Source organism: Metapseudomonas boanensis (assembly GCF_018704125.1).
GTDB lineage: Bacteria > Pseudomonadota > Gammaproteobacteria > Pseudomonadales > Pseudomonadaceae > Metapseudomonas > Metapseudomonas boanensis.
Map to the genome: position 1 here is coordinate 26,055 of NZ_JAGTIS010000010.1, position 14,772 is coordinate 40,826.

At 59.8% G+C, this 14,772-nt stretch carries 21 protein-coding genes and 1 pseudogene; 21 read left to right on the forward strand and 1 reads right to left on the reverse strand.

Annotated features, from left to right (window positions below; all coding sequences use genetic code 11):
- Positions 1 to 22: 22 nt before the first annotated feature.
- The 19 genes and pseudogenes from rplN to J7302_RS27035 all read left to right on the forward strand — a co-directional run bounded on the left by rplN (position 23) and on the right by J7302_RS27035 (position 9,820).
- Positions 23 to 391, forward strand: coding sequence for a 50S ribosomal protein L14 (rplN, locus tag J7302_RS17590; RefSeq protein ID WP_003448734.1), 369 nt, complete (start codon positions 23 to 25; stop codon positions 389 to 391).
- Positions 392 to 403: 12 nt separating this feature from the next.
- Complete coding sequence (rplX, locus tag J7302_RS17595) at positions 404 to 718, forward strand: 50S ribosomal protein L24 (RefSeq protein ID WP_215377588.1); 315 nt, start codon at positions 404 to 406, stop codon at positions 716 to 718.
- 20 nt (positions 719 to 738) lie between these two features.
- A complete protein-coding gene (rplE, locus tag J7302_RS17600) occupies positions 739 to 1,278 on the forward strand; it encodes a 50S ribosomal protein L5 (protein WP_215377590.1) in 540 nt (179 codons plus the stop codon).
- A 13-nt stretch (positions 1,279 to 1,291) separates the two neighbouring features.
- Positions 1,292 to 1,597 carry a 30S ribosomal protein S14 gene (rpsN, locus tag J7302_RS17605; protein WP_215377593.1) on the forward strand — a complete coding sequence of 102 codons (306 nt, stop codon included), beginning with the start codon at positions 1,292 to 1,294 and terminating at the stop codon, positions 1,595 to 1,597.
- A 190-nt stretch (positions 1,598 to 1,787) separates the two neighbouring features.
- Positions 1,788 to 2,180, forward strand: coding sequence for a 30S ribosomal protein S8 (gene rpsH / locus J7302_RS17610; protein ID WP_036991152.1), 393 nt, complete (start codon positions 1,788 to 1,790; stop codon positions 2,178 to 2,180).
- A gap of 12 nt (positions 2,181 to 2,192) precedes the next feature.
- The gene (rplF, locus tag J7302_RS17615) at positions 2,193 to 2,726 is read left to right on the forward strand and encodes a 50S ribosomal protein L6 (protein ID WP_215377595.1); all 534 of its coding nucleotides are present in this window, start codon (positions 2,193 to 2,195) and stop codon (positions 2,724 to 2,726) included.
- 10 nt (positions 2,727 to 2,736) lie between these two features.
- Positions 2,737 to 3,087: a 50S ribosomal protein L18 gene (rplR, locus tag J7302_RS17620; protein WP_215377597.1), complete on the forward strand. Its 351-nt coding sequence runs from the start codon at positions 2,737 to 2,739 to the stop codon at positions 3,085 to 3,087.
- Between the two features lie 3 nt (positions 3,088 to 3,090).
- Positions 3,091 to 3,591 carry a 30S ribosomal protein S5 gene (gene rpsE, locus J7302_RS17625; protein WP_003448746.1) on the forward strand — a complete coding sequence of 167 codons (501 nt, stop codon included), beginning with the start codon at positions 3,091 to 3,093 and terminating at the stop codon, positions 3,589 to 3,591.
- Between the two features lie 2 nt (positions 3,592 to 3,593).
- Entirely contained in the window at positions 3,594 to 3,770 is a 177-nt protein-coding gene (gene rpmD, locus J7302_RS17630; RefSeq protein ID WP_036991154.1) for a 50S ribosomal protein L30, read from the forward strand.
- A gap of 3 nt (positions 3,771 to 3,773) precedes the next feature.
- On the forward strand, positions 3,774 to 4,208 hold the full coding sequence (gene rplO, locus J7302_RS17635; protein WP_215377599.1) for a 50S ribosomal protein L15: 435 nt from the start codon (positions 3,774 to 3,776) through the stop codon (positions 4,206 to 4,208).
- Positions 4,209 to 5,537, forward strand: coding sequence for a preprotein translocase subunit SecY (secY, locus tag J7302_RS17640; protein ID WP_215377602.1), 1,329 nt, complete (start codon positions 4,209 to 4,211; stop codon positions 5,535 to 5,537).
- 30 nt (positions 5,538 to 5,567) lie between these two features.
- Positions 5,568 to 5,684, forward strand: coding sequence for a 50S ribosomal protein L36 (gene rpmJ / locus J7302_RS17645; RefSeq protein ID WP_003093693.1), 117 nt, complete (start codon positions 5,568 to 5,570; stop codon positions 5,682 to 5,684).
- 132 nt (positions 5,685 to 5,816) lie between these two features.
- Positions 5,817 to 6,173 carry a 30S ribosomal protein S13 gene (rpsM, locus tag J7302_RS17650; protein ID WP_215377604.1) on the forward strand — a complete coding sequence of 119 codons (357 nt, stop codon included), beginning with the start codon at positions 5,817 to 5,819 and terminating at the stop codon, positions 6,171 to 6,173.
- Between the two features lie 30 nt (positions 6,174 to 6,203).
- On the forward strand, positions 6,204 to 6,593 hold the full coding sequence (gene rpsK, locus J7302_RS17655; protein WP_003093689.1) for a 30S ribosomal protein S11: 390 nt from the start codon (positions 6,204 to 6,206) through the stop codon (positions 6,591 to 6,593).
- A 16-nt stretch (positions 6,594 to 6,609) separates the two neighbouring features.
- Entirely contained in the window at positions 6,610 to 7,230 is a 621-nt protein-coding gene (rpsD, locus tag J7302_RS17660) for a 30S ribosomal protein S4 (RefSeq protein WP_215377607.1), read from the forward strand.
- Positions 7,231 to 7,252: 22 nt separating this feature from the next.
- The gene (locus J7302_RS17665) at positions 7,253 to 8,254 is read left to right on the forward strand and encodes a DNA-directed RNA polymerase subunit alpha (RefSeq protein WP_215377609.1); all 1,002 of its coding nucleotides are present in this window, start codon (positions 7,253 to 7,255) and stop codon (positions 8,252 to 8,254) included.
- Between the two features lie 42 nt (positions 8,255 to 8,296).
- Complete coding sequence (rplQ, locus tag J7302_RS17670) at positions 8,297 to 8,686, forward strand: 50S ribosomal protein L17 (RefSeq protein ID WP_215377611.1); 390 nt, start codon at positions 8,297 to 8,299, stop codon at positions 8,684 to 8,686.
- Between the two features lie 185 nt (positions 8,687 to 8,871).
- Positions 8,872 to 9,024: a catalase gene (locus tag J7302_RS27030; protein WP_394359099.1), complete on the forward strand. Its 153-nt coding sequence runs from the start codon at positions 8,872 to 8,874 to the stop codon at positions 9,022 to 9,024.
- 92 nt (positions 9,025 to 9,116) lie between these two features.
- Positions 9,117 to 9,820, forward strand: a pseudogene (locus J7302_RS27035) (catalase).
- On the opposite strand, the gene uvrA reads toward J7302_RS27035, so the two are convergent.
- The gene (gene uvrA / locus J7302_RS17680; RefSeq protein WP_215377613.1) at positions 9,726 to 12,560 is read right to left on the reverse strand and encodes an excinuclease ABC subunit UvrA; all 2,835 of its coding nucleotides are present in this window, start codon (positions 12,558 to 12,560) and stop codon (positions 9,726 to 9,728) included. The pseudogene J7302_RS27035 and the gene uvrA overlap by 95 nt on opposite strands.
- 206 nt (positions 12,561 to 12,766) lie before the next feature.
- Here uvrA and J7302_RS17685 point away from each other — a divergent pair, with 206 nt between their 5' ends.
- Positions 12,767 to 14,161 (forward strand): MFS transporter, encoded by a 1,395-nt coding sequence (locus tag J7302_RS17685; RefSeq protein WP_215377616.1) that lies wholly within the window; start codon positions 12,767 to 12,769, stop codon positions 14,159 to 14,161.
- A gap of 9 nt (positions 14,162 to 14,170) precedes the next feature.
- The gene (locus J7302_RS17690; RefSeq protein ID WP_215377618.1) at positions 14,171 to 14,656 is read left to right on the forward strand and encodes a single-stranded DNA-binding protein; all 486 of its coding nucleotides are present in this window, start codon (positions 14,171 to 14,173) and stop codon (positions 14,654 to 14,656) included.
- Positions 14,657 to 14,772: the final 116 nt, after the last annotated feature.

The window sequence follows — 14,772 nt, forward strand, 5'->3', positions numbered from 1 at the left end:
GGACTAAGGGTCGGAGAAAGATATGATTCAGACTCAATCCATGCTCGACGTCGCTGACAACAGCGGTGCTCGTCGCGTTATGTGCATCAAGGTCCTTGGTGGTTCCCACCGTCGCTACGCCGGTATCGGCGACATCATCAAAGTGACCGTGAAGGAAGCGATTCCGCGTGGCAAGGTGAAGAAAGGCCAGGTAATGACCGCTGTTGTGGTTCGTACCAAGCACGGCGTTCGTCGCCCTGATGGCTCGATCATCCGCTTCGACGGCAACGCCGCCGTCCTGCTGAACAACAAGCAGGAGCCGATCGGCACCCGTATCTTCGGGCCCGTGACCCGTGAACTGCGTTCCGAGAAGTTCATGAAGATCGTCTCGCTCGCCCCCGAAGTGCTGTAAGGAGAAGCCGTCATGCAAAAGATTCGTCGTGACGACGAGATCATCGTCATCGCCGGCAAGGACAAGGGCAAGCGCGGTAAGGTGCTGAAGGTTCTCGAGGACAGCCGTGTGCTGGTCAGCGGGATCAACCTGATCAAGCGCCATACCAAGCCCAACCCGATGTCTGGCGTCCAGGGCGGTATCGTTGAACGTGAGGCGCCGCTGCACGTCTCTAACGTGGCCATCTTCAATGGCGAAACCAACAAGGCTGATCGCGTTGGTTTCAAGGTCGAAGACGGTAAGAAAATTCGTGTCTTCAAGTCGACCCAAAAGCCGGTTGATGCTTGAGCACTGCTAGGTAGAAAACCATGGCACGACTAAAAGAGATTTACCGGAAAGAAATCGCGCCGAAGCTGAAGGAGCAACTTCAGCTGGCCAACGTGATGGAAATTCCGCGCATTACCAAGATCACCCTGAACATGGGGCTGGGCGAAGCAATCGGCGACAAGAAAGTCATCGAACACGCTGTAGCCGACTTGGAAAAGATCACCGGCCAGAAAGCCGTCGTTACCTACGCCCGCAAGTCCATTGCAGGCTTCAAGGTTCGTGAAGGCTGGCCGATTGGCGTCAAGGTCACCCTTCGCCGCGATCGTATGTACGAGTTCCTGGACCGTCTGCTGTCCATCTCCCTGCCGCGCGTTCGTGACTTCCGCGGCCTGAATGCCAAGTCCTTCGACGGTCGTGGCAACTACAGCATGGGCGTGAAAGAGCAGATCATCTTCCCGGAAATCGATTACGACAAAATCGATGCGCTGCGCGGTCTGGATATCACCCTGACCACCACCGCCCGCACGGATGATGAAGGTCGCGCCCTGCTGCGCGCCTTCAACTTCCCGTTCCGCAACTGATTGGAGTAGGAACATGGCCAAACAGAGCATGAAAAACCGTGAGCTGAAGCGTCAGCAAACGGTCGCCAAGTACGCCAAAAAGCGTGCTGAGCTGAAAGCTATCATTGCCAACCCGAACTCCTCTCCGGAAGCGCGTTGGGAAGCCCAGGTAGCTCTGCAGAAGCAGCCCCGTGACGCCAGTGCCTCGCGCCTGCGTAACCGCTGCCGCATTACTGGCCGTCCGCACGGCGTGTATCGCAAGTTCGGCCTCGGCCGTAACAAGCTGCGCGAAGCTGCGATGCGCGGTGATGTGCCCGGCCTGGTGAAAGCCAGCTGGTAAGTGATGGTCGGTTGGGCCGGCTCTGTCGGTCCACTCCGGTCAAGCGAATCAAGCCCCTTTTGGGGCTTGATTCGTTTCTGGACTGTCTCTAGAATGTCCGGCTCGCCCGAGTCTGGCTTTCATTCGACCAGTCTTCGCGTGTGACGTTAGCCGAAAGGCTATTTCCATTTGTATCAGGAGCATCTAGCCCATGAGTATGCAGGACCCGTTAGCGGACATGCTAACTCGTATCCGTAATGCCCAGATGGCTGAAAAGTCTGTCGTAAGCATGCCGTCCTCCAAGTTGAAGGTGGCAGTAGCCGACGTTCTGAAGAACGAAGGTTACATTTCGGGATACCAAGTCAGCAGCGACATCAAGCCGTTGCTGTCCATCGAGCTGAAGTACTTCGAAGGCCGTCCGGTCATTGAGGAGCTGAAGCGCGTAAGTCGTCCTGGCCTGCGCCAGTACAAGTCCGTCGATCAGCTGCCGAAAGTACGTGGCGGCCTGGGCGTATCGATCGTATCCACCAACAAAGGTGTGATGACTGATCGAGCTGCTCGCGCTGCTGGTGTTGGTGGCGAAGTGCTTTGCACTGTGTTCTAAGGGGGTTGAAGCATGTCTCGCGTTGCTAAGAACCCCGTCAAGCTGCCCGCTGGCGTTGAAGTCAAGATCGCCGGCCAGCAGCTTTCGGTGAAGGGTGCCAAGGGCGCTCTCGAACTGAAAGTACATCCGTCCGTGCAGGTTCTGGAAGAGTCTGGTGAGCTGCGTTTTGCTGCTCGCAATGGCGATCAGCAGAACAAAGCAATGGCCGGTACCACTCGTGCGCTGGTCAATAACATGGTTATTGGTGTCAGCCAGGGCTTCGAGCGCAAGCTCCAGCTGGTTGGCGTTGGTTACAAGGCGCAAGCCAAAGGTCAAGTGCTGTCCCTGGCTCTCGGCTTCTCGCACCCGGTGGATTACGAACTGCCGCAAGGCGTCACCGCTGAAACCCCCAGCCAGACCGATATCCTGATCAAGGGCATCGATAAGCAGCTGGTAGGCCAGGTGGCTGCTGAGATTCGCGACTTCCGTCCGCCGGAGCCTTACAAGGGCAAGGGTGTGCGTTACGCCGACGAAGTCGTCCGTCGTAAAGAAGCTAAGAAGAAGTAGGGCATAGCAAATGAGCGAAAAGAAAGAAACTCGTCTGCGTCGCGCTCGCAAGGCACGCCTGAAAATGCGCGAGCTGGTAGCCGTACGCCTCTGCGTGTACCGCTCTTCCCAGCACATCTACGCCCAGGTCATTTCGGCCGACGGCGCCAAGGTCCTGGCCAGCGCCTCGACCTTGGACAAAGAACTGCGTGACGGCGCCACTGGCAACGTCGACGCGGCCAAGAAGGTTGGTCAGCTGGTTGCTGAGCGTGCGAAAGCCGCTGGCGTCACTCAGGTGGCATTCGATCGTTCTGGCTTCAAGTACCACGGCCGCGTCAAAGCGCTGGCTGATGCTGCTCGTGAAGGCGGGCTGGAGTTCTAAGTTATGGCAAATAACGAGCAAAAGCGCGACGAAGGCTACATCGAGAAGCTGGTTCAGGTTAACCGCGTTGCCAAGACCGTTAAAGGTGGTCGTATCTTCACCTTCACCGCGCTGACCGTGGTTGGCGACGGCAAAGGTCGTGTAGGTTTCGGTCGCGGCAAGTCCCGCGAAGTGCCTGCTGCGATCCAGAAGGCGATGGAAGCTGCTCGCCGCAACATGATCCAGGTTGATCTGGATGGCACCACCCTGCAGTACCCGATCAAGTCCGCTCATGGCGCCTCCAAGGTGTTCATGCAGCCGGCTTCCGAAGGTACCGGTATCATCGCCGGCGGCGCCATGCGTGCTGTTCTGGAAGTAGCCGGTGTGCAGAACGTTCTGGCCAAGTGCTACGGCTCCACCAATCCGGTGAACGTGGTTTACGCCACCTTCAAGGGTCTGAAGAATATGCAGTCCCCTGAGTCCGTTGCGGCCAAGCGTGGTAAGAGCGTCGAGGAGATTCTCTAATCATGGCAACTGTCAAAGTAACGCTGGTCAAGAGCGTTAACGGCCGTCTGGCCAACCATAAAGCTTGCGTCAAGGGTCTCGGCCTGCGTCGTATTGGTCATACCGTCGAGGTTCAGGACACCCCTGAAAATCGCGGCATGATCAACAAGGCTTATTACCTTCTGCGTGTCGAGGGTTAATCCATGAAACTGAACGATCTGCGTTCCGCGCCGGGTGCCCGTCGCGAGAAGCACCGTCCGGGCCGTGGTATCGGTAGCGGTCTGGGTAAGACCGGCGGCCGTGGCCACAAAGGTCTGACCTCCCGCTCCGGCGGCAAGGTAGCTCCGGGCTTCGAAGGCGGTCAGCAGCCGCTGCACCGTCGCCTGCCGAAGTTTGGCTTCGTTTCCCTGAAGGCTATGGATCGCGCAGAAGTGCGTACTTCCGAGCTGGCCAAGGTTGAAGGCGATGTCATCACTCTGCAGGCTCTGAAGGATGCCAACGTGATCAATCAAAACGTGCAGCGCGTGAAAGTCATGCTGTCCGGTGAGGTTGTTCGCGCGGTTACCCTGAAAGGTATCGCCGCCACCAAGGGTGCGCGTGCGGCTATCGAAGCAGCTGGCGGTAAGTTCGAGGACTAAATGGCTAAGCAAGGTGCTCTCTCCGCGCTCAGCAATGGCGGGTTATCCGAGCTCTGGGCTCGACTGCGTTTCCTGTTCCTGGCGATCATCGTCTATCGGATCGGCGCGCACATTCCAGTGCCCGGTATCAACCCTGACCGGCTGGCCGAGCTGTTCCGGCAGAACGAGGGGACCATTCTTAGCCTGTTCAACATGTTCTCCGGCGGTGCGCTGGAGCGGATGAGCATCTTTGCACTGGGGATCATGCCGTACATTTCGGCCTCGATCATCATGCAGCTCATGACCGCTATCAGTCCTCAGTTGGAGCAGTTGAAGAAGGAAGGTGAAGCTGGCCGTCGCAAGATCAGCCAGTACACCCGCTACGGCACTGTAGCCTTGGCGTTGGTCCAGGCCATCGGTATGTCCGTTGGTCTGGCCAGTCAGGGTGTCGCGTTCTCGACTGATTTCGGCTTCTACTTCGTGTCTGTCACCACCTTCGTGGCGGGGGCAATGTTCATGATGTGGCTGGGCGAGCAGATCACTGAGCGCGGTGTCGGCAACGGTATCTCGATGCTGATTTTTGCAGGCATCGTGGCCGGTCTTCCAGCAGCGATCGGGCAGTCGTTCGAGTCGGCCCGTCAGGGTGATATCAACATCTTCGCCCTGATCGCTGTCGGTTTGCTGGCAGTAGCGATCATCGGTTTCGTGGTGTTCATTGAGCGTGGCCAGCGTCGCATCGCGGTGCACTACGCCAAGCGTCAGCAGGGCCGTAAGGTTTTTGCTGCGCAGACCAGCCACCTGCCGTTGAAGGTGAACATGGCCGGCGTCATTCCGGCTATTTTTGCCAGCAGCATCCTGCTGTTCCCGGCTTCGCTTGGCGCCTGGTTTGGCCAGTCCGAAAGCATGGGCTGGCTGCAGGATGTCGCGCAAGCTATCGCTCCTGGTCAGCCGTTGAACATTCTGCTGTTTAGTGCAGGGATCATTTTCTTCTGCTTCTTCTACACAGCGCTGATGTTCAATCCGAAAGACGTGGCGGAGAACCTGAAGAAGTCCGGTGCCTTTATCCCGGGTATCCGTCCGGGTGAGCAGTCGGCTCGCTACATTGATGGCGTACTGACCCGCTTGACCATGTTCGGTGCTCTGTACATGACGGCTGTTTGCCTGCTGCCCCAGTTCCTTGTGGTTGCAGCCAACGTACCGTTCTACCTTGGCGGGACCTCGTTGCTGATCGTGGTTGTGGTTGTGATGGACTTCATGTCCCAAGTACAATCCCACCTCGTTTCGCACCAGTACGAATCCCTGATGAAGAAAGCCAACCTGAAGGGCTATGGCAGCGGCATGCTCCGCTGACCTGGTGCCGTAAGGTTCTAGGAGTTACTGATGAAAGTTCGTGCATCGGTGAAAAAGCTGTGCCGTAACTGCAAGATCATCCGTCGCGACGGTATCGTTCGCGTGATCTGCAGCGCGGAACCGCGTCACAAACAGCGCCAAGGCTGAGTGTGATTCACGCGTTATGAACCCGGCAGCTAGTGCGCTGCCGGGTTGATTATTCGTTTCTACAGCGCTAATATCTCGCGCCCTTTTCTTGGCTTCCGGGGCGTAGGTAGCTGTCAACTGGAGTTTCACTGAATGGCCCGTATTGCAGGCGTCAACATTCCAGATAACAAGCACACTGTTATCTCGCTGACCTACATCTACGGTGTTGGTCGCACCACTGCACAGAACATCTGTGTAGCCACCGGCGTAAACCCGGCGGCAAAGATCAAAGATCTCTCTGACGAGCAGATCGAACAGCTGCGTGGCGAAGTCGCGAAGCTCACCACTGAAGGTGACCTGCGTCGCGAAATCAACATGAACATCAAGCGTCTGATGGATCTGGGCTGCTATCGCGGTCTGCGTCACCGTCGTGGCCTGCCTGTTCATGGTCAGCGTACGAAGACCAACGCGCGTACCCGTAAGGGCCCGCGTAAGCCGATCCGCAAGTAATTGCGCCCGCGAATCGACAGGAATTAAGTCATGGCTAAGCCTGCTGCTCGTCCTCGTAAGAAAGTCAAAAAGACAGTGGTGGATGGGATCGCCCATATCCACGCTTCTTTCAACAACACCATCGTTACCATCACTGATCGTCAGGGCAATGCACTGTCCTGGGCGACCTCTGGTGGTTCCGGTTTCCGCGGCTCCCGTAAGAGCACTCCTTTCGCTGCCCAGGTTGCAGCCGAGCGCGCCGGTCAGGCCGCTCTGGAGTACGGTCTGAAGAACCTCGACGTAAACGTCAAGGGCCCAGGTCCGGGTCGCGAATCCGCTGTGCGTGCTCTGAACGCCTGCGGCTACAAGATCGCCAGCATCACCGACGTGACGCCTATCCCGCACAACGGGTGCCGTCCGCCGAAGAAGCGTCGCGTGTAATAGGAGACAGTGAGAAATGGCTCGTTACATTGGTCCCAAGTGCAAACTGTCCCGTCGTGAAGGTACCGACCTCTTCCTGAAGAGTGGTGCTCGCGCGCTCGAATCCAAGTGCAACATCGAATCGGCTCCTGGCCAGCACGGCGCTCGTCGTGGTCGCCTGTCCGACTACGGTACCCAGCTGCGTGAAAAGCAGAAAGTCCGCCGCATCTACGGTGTACTGGAGCGTCAGTTCGGTAACTACTACAAGGAAGCTGCTGGCCGTAAAGGCGCTACTGGCGAAAACCTGCTGCAACTCCTCGAGTGCCGCCTGGACAACGTCGTGTACCGCATGGGCTTCGGTGCTACCCGTTCCGAATCCCGCCAGCTGGTTTCCCACAAGGCCATCAGCGTTAACGGTCAGACCGTGAACGTTCCGTCCTACCAGGTCAAAGCTGGTGACGTCGTTGCCGTTCGCGAGAAATCGAAGAACCAACTGCGTATCGCCCAAGCCCTCGAACTGTGCGCCCAGCGCGGCCGCGTCGAGTGGGTTGAGGTTGACGCTGAGAAGAAGTCCGGTGTGTTCAAGAGCGTACCGGCTCGTAGCGATCTGTCCGCCGACATCAACGAAAACCTGATTGTCGAGCTCTACTCCAAGTAAGGGCTAGAAAATAGGTGCATCCATGCAGAGTTCGGTAAATGAGTTCCTGACCCCCCGCCACATTGATGTGCAGGTGGTCAGTCCGACCCGCGCCAAGATCACGCTTGAGCCTCTCGAGCGTGGTTTCGGCCATACCCTGGGCAACGCGCTGCGTCGCATCCTGTTGTCCTCCATGCCTGGCTGTGCAGTAGTCGAGGCCGAGATCGACGGCGTACTCCACGAGTACAGCGCCATCGAGGGTGTTCAGGAAGATGTCATCGAGATCCTCCTGAACCTCAAAGGTCTGGCTGTCAAGCTGCACGGCCGTGACGAAGTAACGCTGAACCTCTCCAAGAAAGGTTCGGGCGCGGTCACTGCTGCCGATATTCAGCTGGATCATGATGTCGAAATCGTCAACGGCGACCACGTGATCGCCAACCTGGCGGATAACGGCGCGCTGAACATGAAGCTCAAGGTGTCCCGTGGCCGTGGCTATGAGCCGGCTGACGCGCGCCAGAGCGACGAGGACGAGAGCCGCAGCATTGGTCGTCTGCAGCTCGACGCTACGTTCAGCCCCGTCCGCCGTGTTGCTTACGTGGTTGAAAACGCCCGTGTCGAGCAGCGCACCAACCTGGACAAGCTGGTCATAGATCTTGAAACCAACGGTACCCTGGACCCTGAAGAGGCTATCCGTCGTGCCGCTACCATCCTGCAACAGCAGCTGGCAGCGTTCGTCGACCTCAAAGGCGACAGCGAGCCGGTCGTAGTCGAGCAGGAAGACGAGATCGATCCGATCCTGCTTCGCCCGGTTGATGATCTTGAGCTGACCGTACGTTCGGCCAACTGCCTCAAGGCGGAGAACATCTACTACATCGGTGATCTGATTCAGCGCACTGAAGTAGAACTGTTGAAGACTCCGAACCTGGGCAAGAAGTCCCTGACCGAGATCAAGGACGTCCTGGCCTCCCGTGGTCTGTCCCTCGGTATGCGCCTCGACAACTGGCCGCCGGCAAGTCTTAAGAAGGACGACAAGGCGACTGCCTGATCGTCGTAATCACCGAACGTGAGTTTGGTAAGGAATTGAACCATGCGTCATCGTAAAAGTGGCCGTCACCTGAGCCGCACCAGCGCACACCGCAAGGCCATGTTCCAGAACATGGCGGTGTCGCTGTTCGAGCACGAACTGATCAAAACCACCCTGCCCAAAGCCAAGGAACTGCGTCGCGTTGCCGAGCCGCTGATCACTCTGGCCAAGGAAGACAGCGTTGCCAACCGTCGTCTGGCCTTCGACCGTACTCGTTCGAAAGCCATCGTTGGCAAACTGTTCAACGATCTGGGCAAGCGCTACGCCAACCGTCAGGGCGGCTACCTGCGCATCCTGAAGTGCGGTTTCCGCGCTGGCGACAACGCTCCTATGGCTTACGTCGAGCTGGTTGACCGCCCGGTCACTGGTGAAGTCGAAGCTGCAGCCGAGTAAGTCGGTCGCGATGAAAAACCGGGCCTTGTGCCCGGTTTTTTATGCTTGTTTCATTAGTAAAAATCTATCGGCTTGCTGATTGTAATAAGGTTGATGCTCTGTGCCGTCAGCTTGATACTCGCTGCCATCGGAATGACCGAACGATCAAGCGCCGGAAGAGAATTGAGCATGAGCAGGAACCAGCAATGACCACCTGCGCTGGCAGTTCCATTGCTGAGAACCAGAATTCCCTGAGTGCCGGTCCTCAAGGCCCGCTGTTGATGCAGGACTATCAGTTCATCGTGAAGCTGGCGCATCAGAACCGTGAGCGCATCCCTGAGCGCTTCGCGCACGCCTAAGGCTGGGGCGCATACGGCACCATCATCATACCAATGACATCTCCTAGTACTCGAAGGCCTGGCTGTTCTCCCGGGTTGGCAAGCAAATCAGGGTGCTTGCGCGGTTCTCCACGGTTGCCGGTGAATTGGCTGCTGCAGACGCCGAGCGGGATGTGCGTGGCTTTGCCCTGAAGTTCCGAACCGAGTACGGCAACTGGGGCATGGTGGGTAACAACACCCAACGTTCCGCCACCGCGACCCGCTGAAATTCCCTGACTTCATCCATACCCAGAAGCGCCACGCCAATACGAACCTGCGCTCCAATAACGCAGTCTGGGATTTCTGGTCGCTATCACCAGAGAGGCTGCGCCAGGTCATGATTCCCATGTCCGATCGCGAGTTACCGACCGATCTTCGGCACATCAATGGCTACGGCTCGCACGTCTACAGCTTCATCAGTGCGGCCAAAGGGCGCGTCTGGGTCAAGTTCCACTTCAAGACGGCGCAGGGCCACAAGCATTGGAGAAATGCGGAGGCTGTCGATATTTTCGGCAGTGGCGTTCGCGCAGCGCTGAAGGTGACTTCCCTAGAGGTTAGTGAAGCGTGCAGCGGAGCCCAGCGGAGATGGCTCCAGCGTTGCTCTTCGCGTTGTTCGGCCCAGAGCAGAGCAAACAAAAAGGCCGGGCATTGCTGCCCGGCCTTCTGCATGACTGCTTTTCGCGTCAGGCGCGATCGCGCTCCAGCAACGGCTTCAGAAAGTGTCCGGTGTGCGACTGCGGCATGTCGGCGACCTCTTCCGGTGTGCCGGTGGCGATGATCTGGCCGCCTTTGGAACCACCCTCTGGGCCGAGGTCCACCAGCCAGTCCGCCGTCTTGATCACATCCAGGTTGTGCTCGATCACCACGACGGTATTGCCGTGGTCGCGCAGGCGATGCAGGACATCCAGCAACTGCTGGATATCCGCGAAGTGCAGCCCGGTGGTGGGTTCGTCGAGGATGTAGAGCGTCTTGCCGGTATCGCGCTTGGACAGTTCGCGAGACAACTTCACCCGCTGCGCTTCGCCTCCGGACAGGGTGGTCGCCGACTGGCCCAGGCGGATATATGACAAGCCCACATCGATCAGCGTTTGTAGCTTGCGGGCAATGGCTGGCACTGCGTCAAAGAACACCCGGGCTTCCTCGATGGTCATCTCCAGCACCTCATGGATGCTCTTGCCCTTGTAGCGGATCTCCAGGGTCTCGCGGTTGTAGCGTTTACCCTTGCATACGTCGCACGGCACGTAGATGTCCGGCAGAAAGTGCATCTCCACCTTGATTACGCCATCGCCCTGGCAGGCCTCGCAGCGGCCGCCCTTGACGTTGAAGGAGAAACGTCCGGGCCCGTAGCCCCGCGAGCGGGATTCGGGGACGCCCGAGAACAGCTCTCGGATCGGCGTGAACAGCCCGGTGTAAGTCGCCGGGTTGGAGCGTGGCGTGCGGCCGATCGGGCTCTGGTCGATGTCTACTACCTTGTCCAGGTGCTGCAGGCCGTCGAAGCTGTCGTGCGCGGCGGCCTCCAGCGAGGTGACGCCGTTCAGGGCGGTGGCGGTGATGGGGAACAGGGTGTTGTTGATAAGCGTCGACTTGCCCGAGCCGGACACGCCGGTCACGCAGGTCAGTAGCCCCACCGGAATCTCCAGGTCTACCTGCCGCAGGTTGTTGCCACGTGCGCCCTTTAGCTTGAGCAACTTCTTCTTGTCGCGAGGGGTTCGCTCGGCTGGAATCTTTATTTTCACTCGGCCCGACAGGTATTTGCCGGTCAACGAATCAGGGTGCGACATCACATCGTCCGGCGTGCCCTCGGCGACGATCTGCCCGCCGTGTACTCCAGCGCCGGGGCCGATGTCGACAACATAGTCGGCGAGGCGAATGGCGTCTTCGTCGTGCTCGACGACGATCACCGTGTTGCCCAGGTTGCGCAGGTGGGTAAGGGTCGCCAGCAGGCGTTCGTTATCGCGCTGGTGAAGGCCGATGGACGGTTCGTCGAGGATGTACATCACACCGACCAGGCCTGCGCCGATCTGGCTGGCCAAGCGGATGCGCTGTGCCTCGCCACCGGACAGGGTGTCGGCGCTACGGTCGAGGGTCAGGTAGTCCAGGCCCACGTTGACCAGAAACTGAAGGCGCTCGCGGATCTCCTTGAGGATCTTCTCGGCAATCTCGCCGCGCCGGCCGGTCAGGCTCAGGCCGCCGAAGTAATGGGCGGCATCCCCCACCGGCAGGCCAGTGACTGCTGGCAGGGTCTTTTCGCCCACCCAGACGTGACGGGCTTCCCGACGCAGGCGGGTGCCACGGCAATCAGGGCAAGGCTGGGTGCTGAGGAACTTGGCCAGCTCTTCGCGCACGCTGGCCGATTCGGTTTCGCGGTAGCGCCGTTCGAGGTTCGGGATGATGCCTTCGAAGGGGTGGGAGCGCTTGACGATATCGCCGCGGTCATTGAGGTAGCGGAAGTCGACATCCTCGCGGCCGCTGCCGAAGAGGATCGCCTTCTGGTGCTCGGCGGACAGGTCGTCAAACGGTTTTTCCAGGCTGAAGCCGTAATGCGCGGCGAGTGAGCCGAGCATCTGAAAGTAGTAGACGTTGCGGCGGTCCCAGCCGCGGATTGCGCCCTCGGCAAGGGTCAGTTCGCCATGCACGAGGCGCTTGGCATCGAAGAACTGCTTCACCCCCAGGCCGTCACAGGTGGGGCAGGCGCCGGCCGGATTGTTGAAGGAGAACAGCTTGGGCTCCAACTCGCTGATGGAGTGGCCGCAATGGGGGCAGGCAAAACGTGCGGAGAAGATGATCTCCTCGCCGGGTTCGTCGTCCATCGGCGCTACCAGGGCGATGCCGTCGGCGAGGTTGATAGCCGTTTCGAAGGACTCCGCCAGGCGTTGCTGCAGATCCTCGCGCACCTTGAAGCGGTCGACGACCACATCGATGGAGTGCTTCTTCTGCTTGTCCAGCTTGGGTAGTTCGTCCAGTTCGTAGAGCTTGCCGTTGACCCGCGCGCGGACGAAGCCTTGGGCACGCAGCTCCTCGAACACCGCGAGGTGCTCGCCCTTGCGCTCGCGAATCACCGGTGCCAGCAGCATCAGCTTGCGACCTTCCGGCAGGTCCAGGACCTGGTCGACCATCTGGCTCACGGTCTGTGCTTCCAGCGGGACGTCATGGTCCGGGCAGCGCGGAATGCCGACGCGGGCGTAGAGCAGGCGCAGGTAGTCGTAGATCTCGGTGATGGTGCCCACGGTCGAGCGCGGGTTGTGGGAAGTCGACTTCTGCTCGATGGAAATTGCGGGCGACAGGCCCTCGATGGTATCGACGTCCGGCTTCTCCATCATCGACAGGAACTGCCGGGCGTAGGCCGACAGTGACTCCACGTAGCGGCGCTGACCTTCGGCATAGAGGGTGTCGAAGGCCAGCGATGACTTGCCAGAGCCCGACAGGCCAGTGATCACGATCAGCTTATCGCGGGGCAGGGTGAGATCGATGTTCTTCAGGTTGTGGGTGCGTGCCCCACGTATCAGGATCTTGTCCACAACGGCCTCGCTTGGCGGGCGGAAACCCGCAATTATACGGCCCGCAGGACGGGCGCGGCAAAGCGTCACGACTGTGCCGAGGAGGAAAGGGGCTGTTAGAATGCGCGTCATTTTTCGGCACCGGCCGCAGCCGGACACCCTGGAGCGGGTGGTTCGCCAAACAGGGCGCACGACGCAAGCCCCAACCGATTTTCCTTGAGGCATCTATGCACGATCTCCACTCGGAACGCATGAGCGGCAGAGAGACGCGAGCCGCCAGCGGCCTGGCCCTGGTCTTCGCGTTCCGCATGCTCGGCATGTTCATGGTCTTGCCGGTCCTGGCTACCTATGGTCAGGACCTGGCCGGCGCCACCCCGGCGCTGATCGGCCTTGCAATTGGTGCCTATGGCCTGACCCAGGCCCTACTGCAGATTCCCTTTGGCGTGATTTCCGACCGCATCGGCCGCCTGCCGGTGATCTATGTCGGCCTGTTGATCTTCGCCGCGGGGGCGGCGTTGGCAGCCAATGCCGATTCCATCTGGGGAGTGATCGCCGGGCGTGTCTTGCAGGGCGCCGGGGCCATCTCGGCGGCCGTGATGGCGCTGCTTTCCGATCTCACCCGCGAGCAGCACCGGACCAAGGCGATGGCCATGATTGGCATGAGCATCGGTGTGTCCTTTGCGGTTGCCATGGTGGTCGGCCCGTTGCTGACCCGCGCCTTTGGCCTCGCCGGGTTGTTCTGGACCACTGCCGGAATGGCCCTGTTGGGCATCGTGATCATCGCCCTCATGGTGCCGCGTGCGGCCCATCCTCTGCAGCATCGTGAGTCCGGCGTGGCGCGCCAGGCGCTGATGCCAACCCTCAGGCACCCCGACCTGCTGCGCCTGGACTTCGGCATCCTTGCCCTCCACGCCATCCTCATGGCGAGTTTCGTCGCCCTGCCGCTGGCGCTGGTAGAAAAGGCCGGCCTGCCCAAGGAAGAGCACTGGTGGGTGTACCTCACCGCGCTGCTGGTGGGCTTCTTCGGCATGGTTCCTTTCATCATCTATGGCGAGAAGAAGCGTCAGATGAAGCGCGTGCTGACCGGCGCAGTCGCCGTGCTGCTCGCTTGCGAGCTGTTCTTCTGGCAGTTCGGCGACAGCCTGCGAGCTCTGGTGTTCGGCGCCATCGTCTTCTTTACCGCCTTCAACCTGCTGGAGGCGTCGCTGCCCTCGCTAATCAGCAAGGTCGCCCCGGCCGGAGGCAAGGGCACTGCGATGGGCGTCTATTCCACCAGTCAGTTCCTCGGCGCGGCCGTCGGCGGCATCCTCGGAGGCTGGCTATTCGAGTATGGTGGCGTGGCCACGGTTTTCGTCGGCTGTGCCGTGGCCTGTGCAATTTGGCTGGCTATTGCTGTTACTATGCGCGAACCGCCTTATGTGACCAGCCTGCGCCTGCCGCTTTGTGCAGCGGCCCTTGCAGATGCCAGGTTGGCCGAGCGTTTGTTGGCTGTGCCCGGAGTGGCGGATGCCGTGGTGGTGGCCGAAGAAGCTGCCATCTATATCAAAGTGGATACCGAACAATTGGACCGCACGTCCCTGGAGCGCCTGGTTACGCCTGCGCCCGAACGTGCTGAAGCCTAGGAGAACGTCATGGCCCGTGGGGTTAACAAAGTCATTCTGGTTGGTAACGTCGGTGGTGATCCGGAGACCCGCTATCTGCCCAACGGCAACGCGGTGACCAACGTCACCCTGGCCACCAGCGAGTCCTGGAAGGACAAGCAGACCGGCCAGCAGCAGGAGCGTACCGAGTGGCACCGCGTGGTGTTCTTCGGCCGCCTCGCCGAAATCGCCGGCGAGTACCTGCGCAAGGGCTCGCAAGTCTACGTCGAAGGTTCCCTGCGCACCCGCGAGTGGGAAAAGGACGGCGTGAAGCGCTACACCACCGAGATCGTGGTCGACATCAACGGCAACATGCAGCTGCTCGGCGGCCGCCCCGGCAGCGAGGGCGATGCCCCACGTGCCCCGCGCCCGCAGCGCGAGCCGCAGCAGTCCGCCCCGCAGCAGCGTCCGGCTCCCCAGCCCGCCGCCCAGCCGGCGCCGGACTACGACAGCTTCGACGACGATATTCCGTTCTGAGTCGAATCGCCCAGGCGTAAAGACAAAGGCGCAGCCCCCGGGCTGCGCCTTTTTCGTTTCCGCCTCCGACCATGGGGCGGGATGAGTGTCATCGTACAACTCGCTGGGCTATGATT

What these genes read in the sequence shown, in the direction of transcription:
- rplN (WP_003448734.1), top strand. Translation starts at nt 23, where the DNA reads ATGATTCAGACTCAATCCATGCTCGACGTCGCTGACAACAGCGGTGCT.
- rplX (WP_215377588.1), top strand. Translation starts at nt 404, where the DNA reads ATGCAAAAGATTCGTCGTGACGACGAGATCATCGTCATCGCCGGCAAG.
- rplE (WP_215377590.1), top strand. Translation starts at nt 739, where the DNA reads ATGGCACGACTAAAAGAGATTTACCGGAAAGAAATCGCGCCGAAGCTG.
- rpsN (WP_215377593.1), top strand. Translation starts at nt 1,292, where the DNA reads ATGGCCAAACAGAGCATGAAAAACCGTGAGCTGAAGCGTCAGCAAACG.
- rpsH (WP_036991152.1), top strand. Translation starts at nt 1,788, where the DNA reads ATGAGTATGCAGGACCCGTTAGCGGACATGCTAACTCGTATCCGTAAT.
- rplF (WP_215377595.1), top strand. Translation starts at nt 2,193, where the DNA reads ATGTCTCGCGTTGCTAAGAACCCCGTCAAGCTGCCCGCTGGCGTTGAA.
- rplR (WP_215377597.1), top strand. Translation starts at nt 2,737, where the DNA reads ATGAGCGAAAAGAAAGAAACTCGTCTGCGTCGCGCTCGCAAGGCACGC.
- rpsE (WP_003448746.1), top strand. Translation starts at nt 3,091, where the DNA reads ATGGCAAATAACGAGCAAAAGCGCGACGAAGGCTACATCGAGAAGCTG.
- rpmD (WP_036991154.1), top strand. Translation starts at nt 3,594, where the DNA reads ATGGCAACTGTCAAAGTAACGCTGGTCAAGAGCGTTAACGGCCGTCTG.
- rplO (WP_215377599.1), top strand. Translation starts at nt 3,774, where the DNA reads ATGAAACTGAACGATCTGCGTTCCGCGCCGGGTGCCCGTCGCGAGAAG.
- secY (WP_215377602.1), top strand. Translation starts at nt 4,209, where the DNA reads ATGGCTAAGCAAGGTGCTCTCTCCGCGCTCAGCAATGGCGGGTTATCC.
- rpmJ (WP_003093693.1), top strand. Translation starts at nt 5,568, where the DNA reads ATGAAAGTTCGTGCATCGGTGAAAAAGCTGTGCCGTAACTGCAAGATC.
- rpsM (WP_215377604.1), top strand. Translation starts at nt 5,817, where the DNA reads ATGGCCCGTATTGCAGGCGTCAACATTCCAGATAACAAGCACACTGTT.
- rpsK (WP_003093689.1), top strand. Translation starts at nt 6,204, where the DNA reads ATGGCTAAGCCTGCTGCTCGTCCTCGTAAGAAAGTCAAAAAGACAGTG.
- rpsD (WP_215377607.1), top strand. Translation starts at nt 6,610, where the DNA reads ATGGCTCGTTACATTGGTCCCAAGTGCAAACTGTCCCGTCGTGAAGGT.
- J7302_RS17665 (WP_215377609.1), top strand. Translation starts at nt 7,253, where the DNA reads ATGCAGAGTTCGGTAAATGAGTTCCTGACCCCCCGCCACATTGATGTG.
- rplQ (WP_215377611.1), top strand. Translation starts at nt 8,297, where the DNA reads ATGCGTCATCGTAAAAGTGGCCGTCACCTGAGCCGCACCAGCGCACAC.
- J7302_RS27030 (WP_394359099.1), top strand. Translation starts at nt 8,872, where the DNA reads ATGACCACCTGCGCTGGCAGTTCCATTGCTGAGAACCAGAATTCCCTG.
- J7302_RS17685 (WP_215377616.1), top strand. Translation starts at nt 12,767, where the DNA reads ATGCACGATCTCCACTCGGAACGCATGAGCGGCAGAGAGACGCGAGCC.
- J7302_RS17690 (WP_215377618.1), top strand. Translation starts at nt 14,171, where the DNA reads ATGGCCCGTGGGGTTAACAAAGTCATTCTGGTTGGTAACGTCGGTGGT.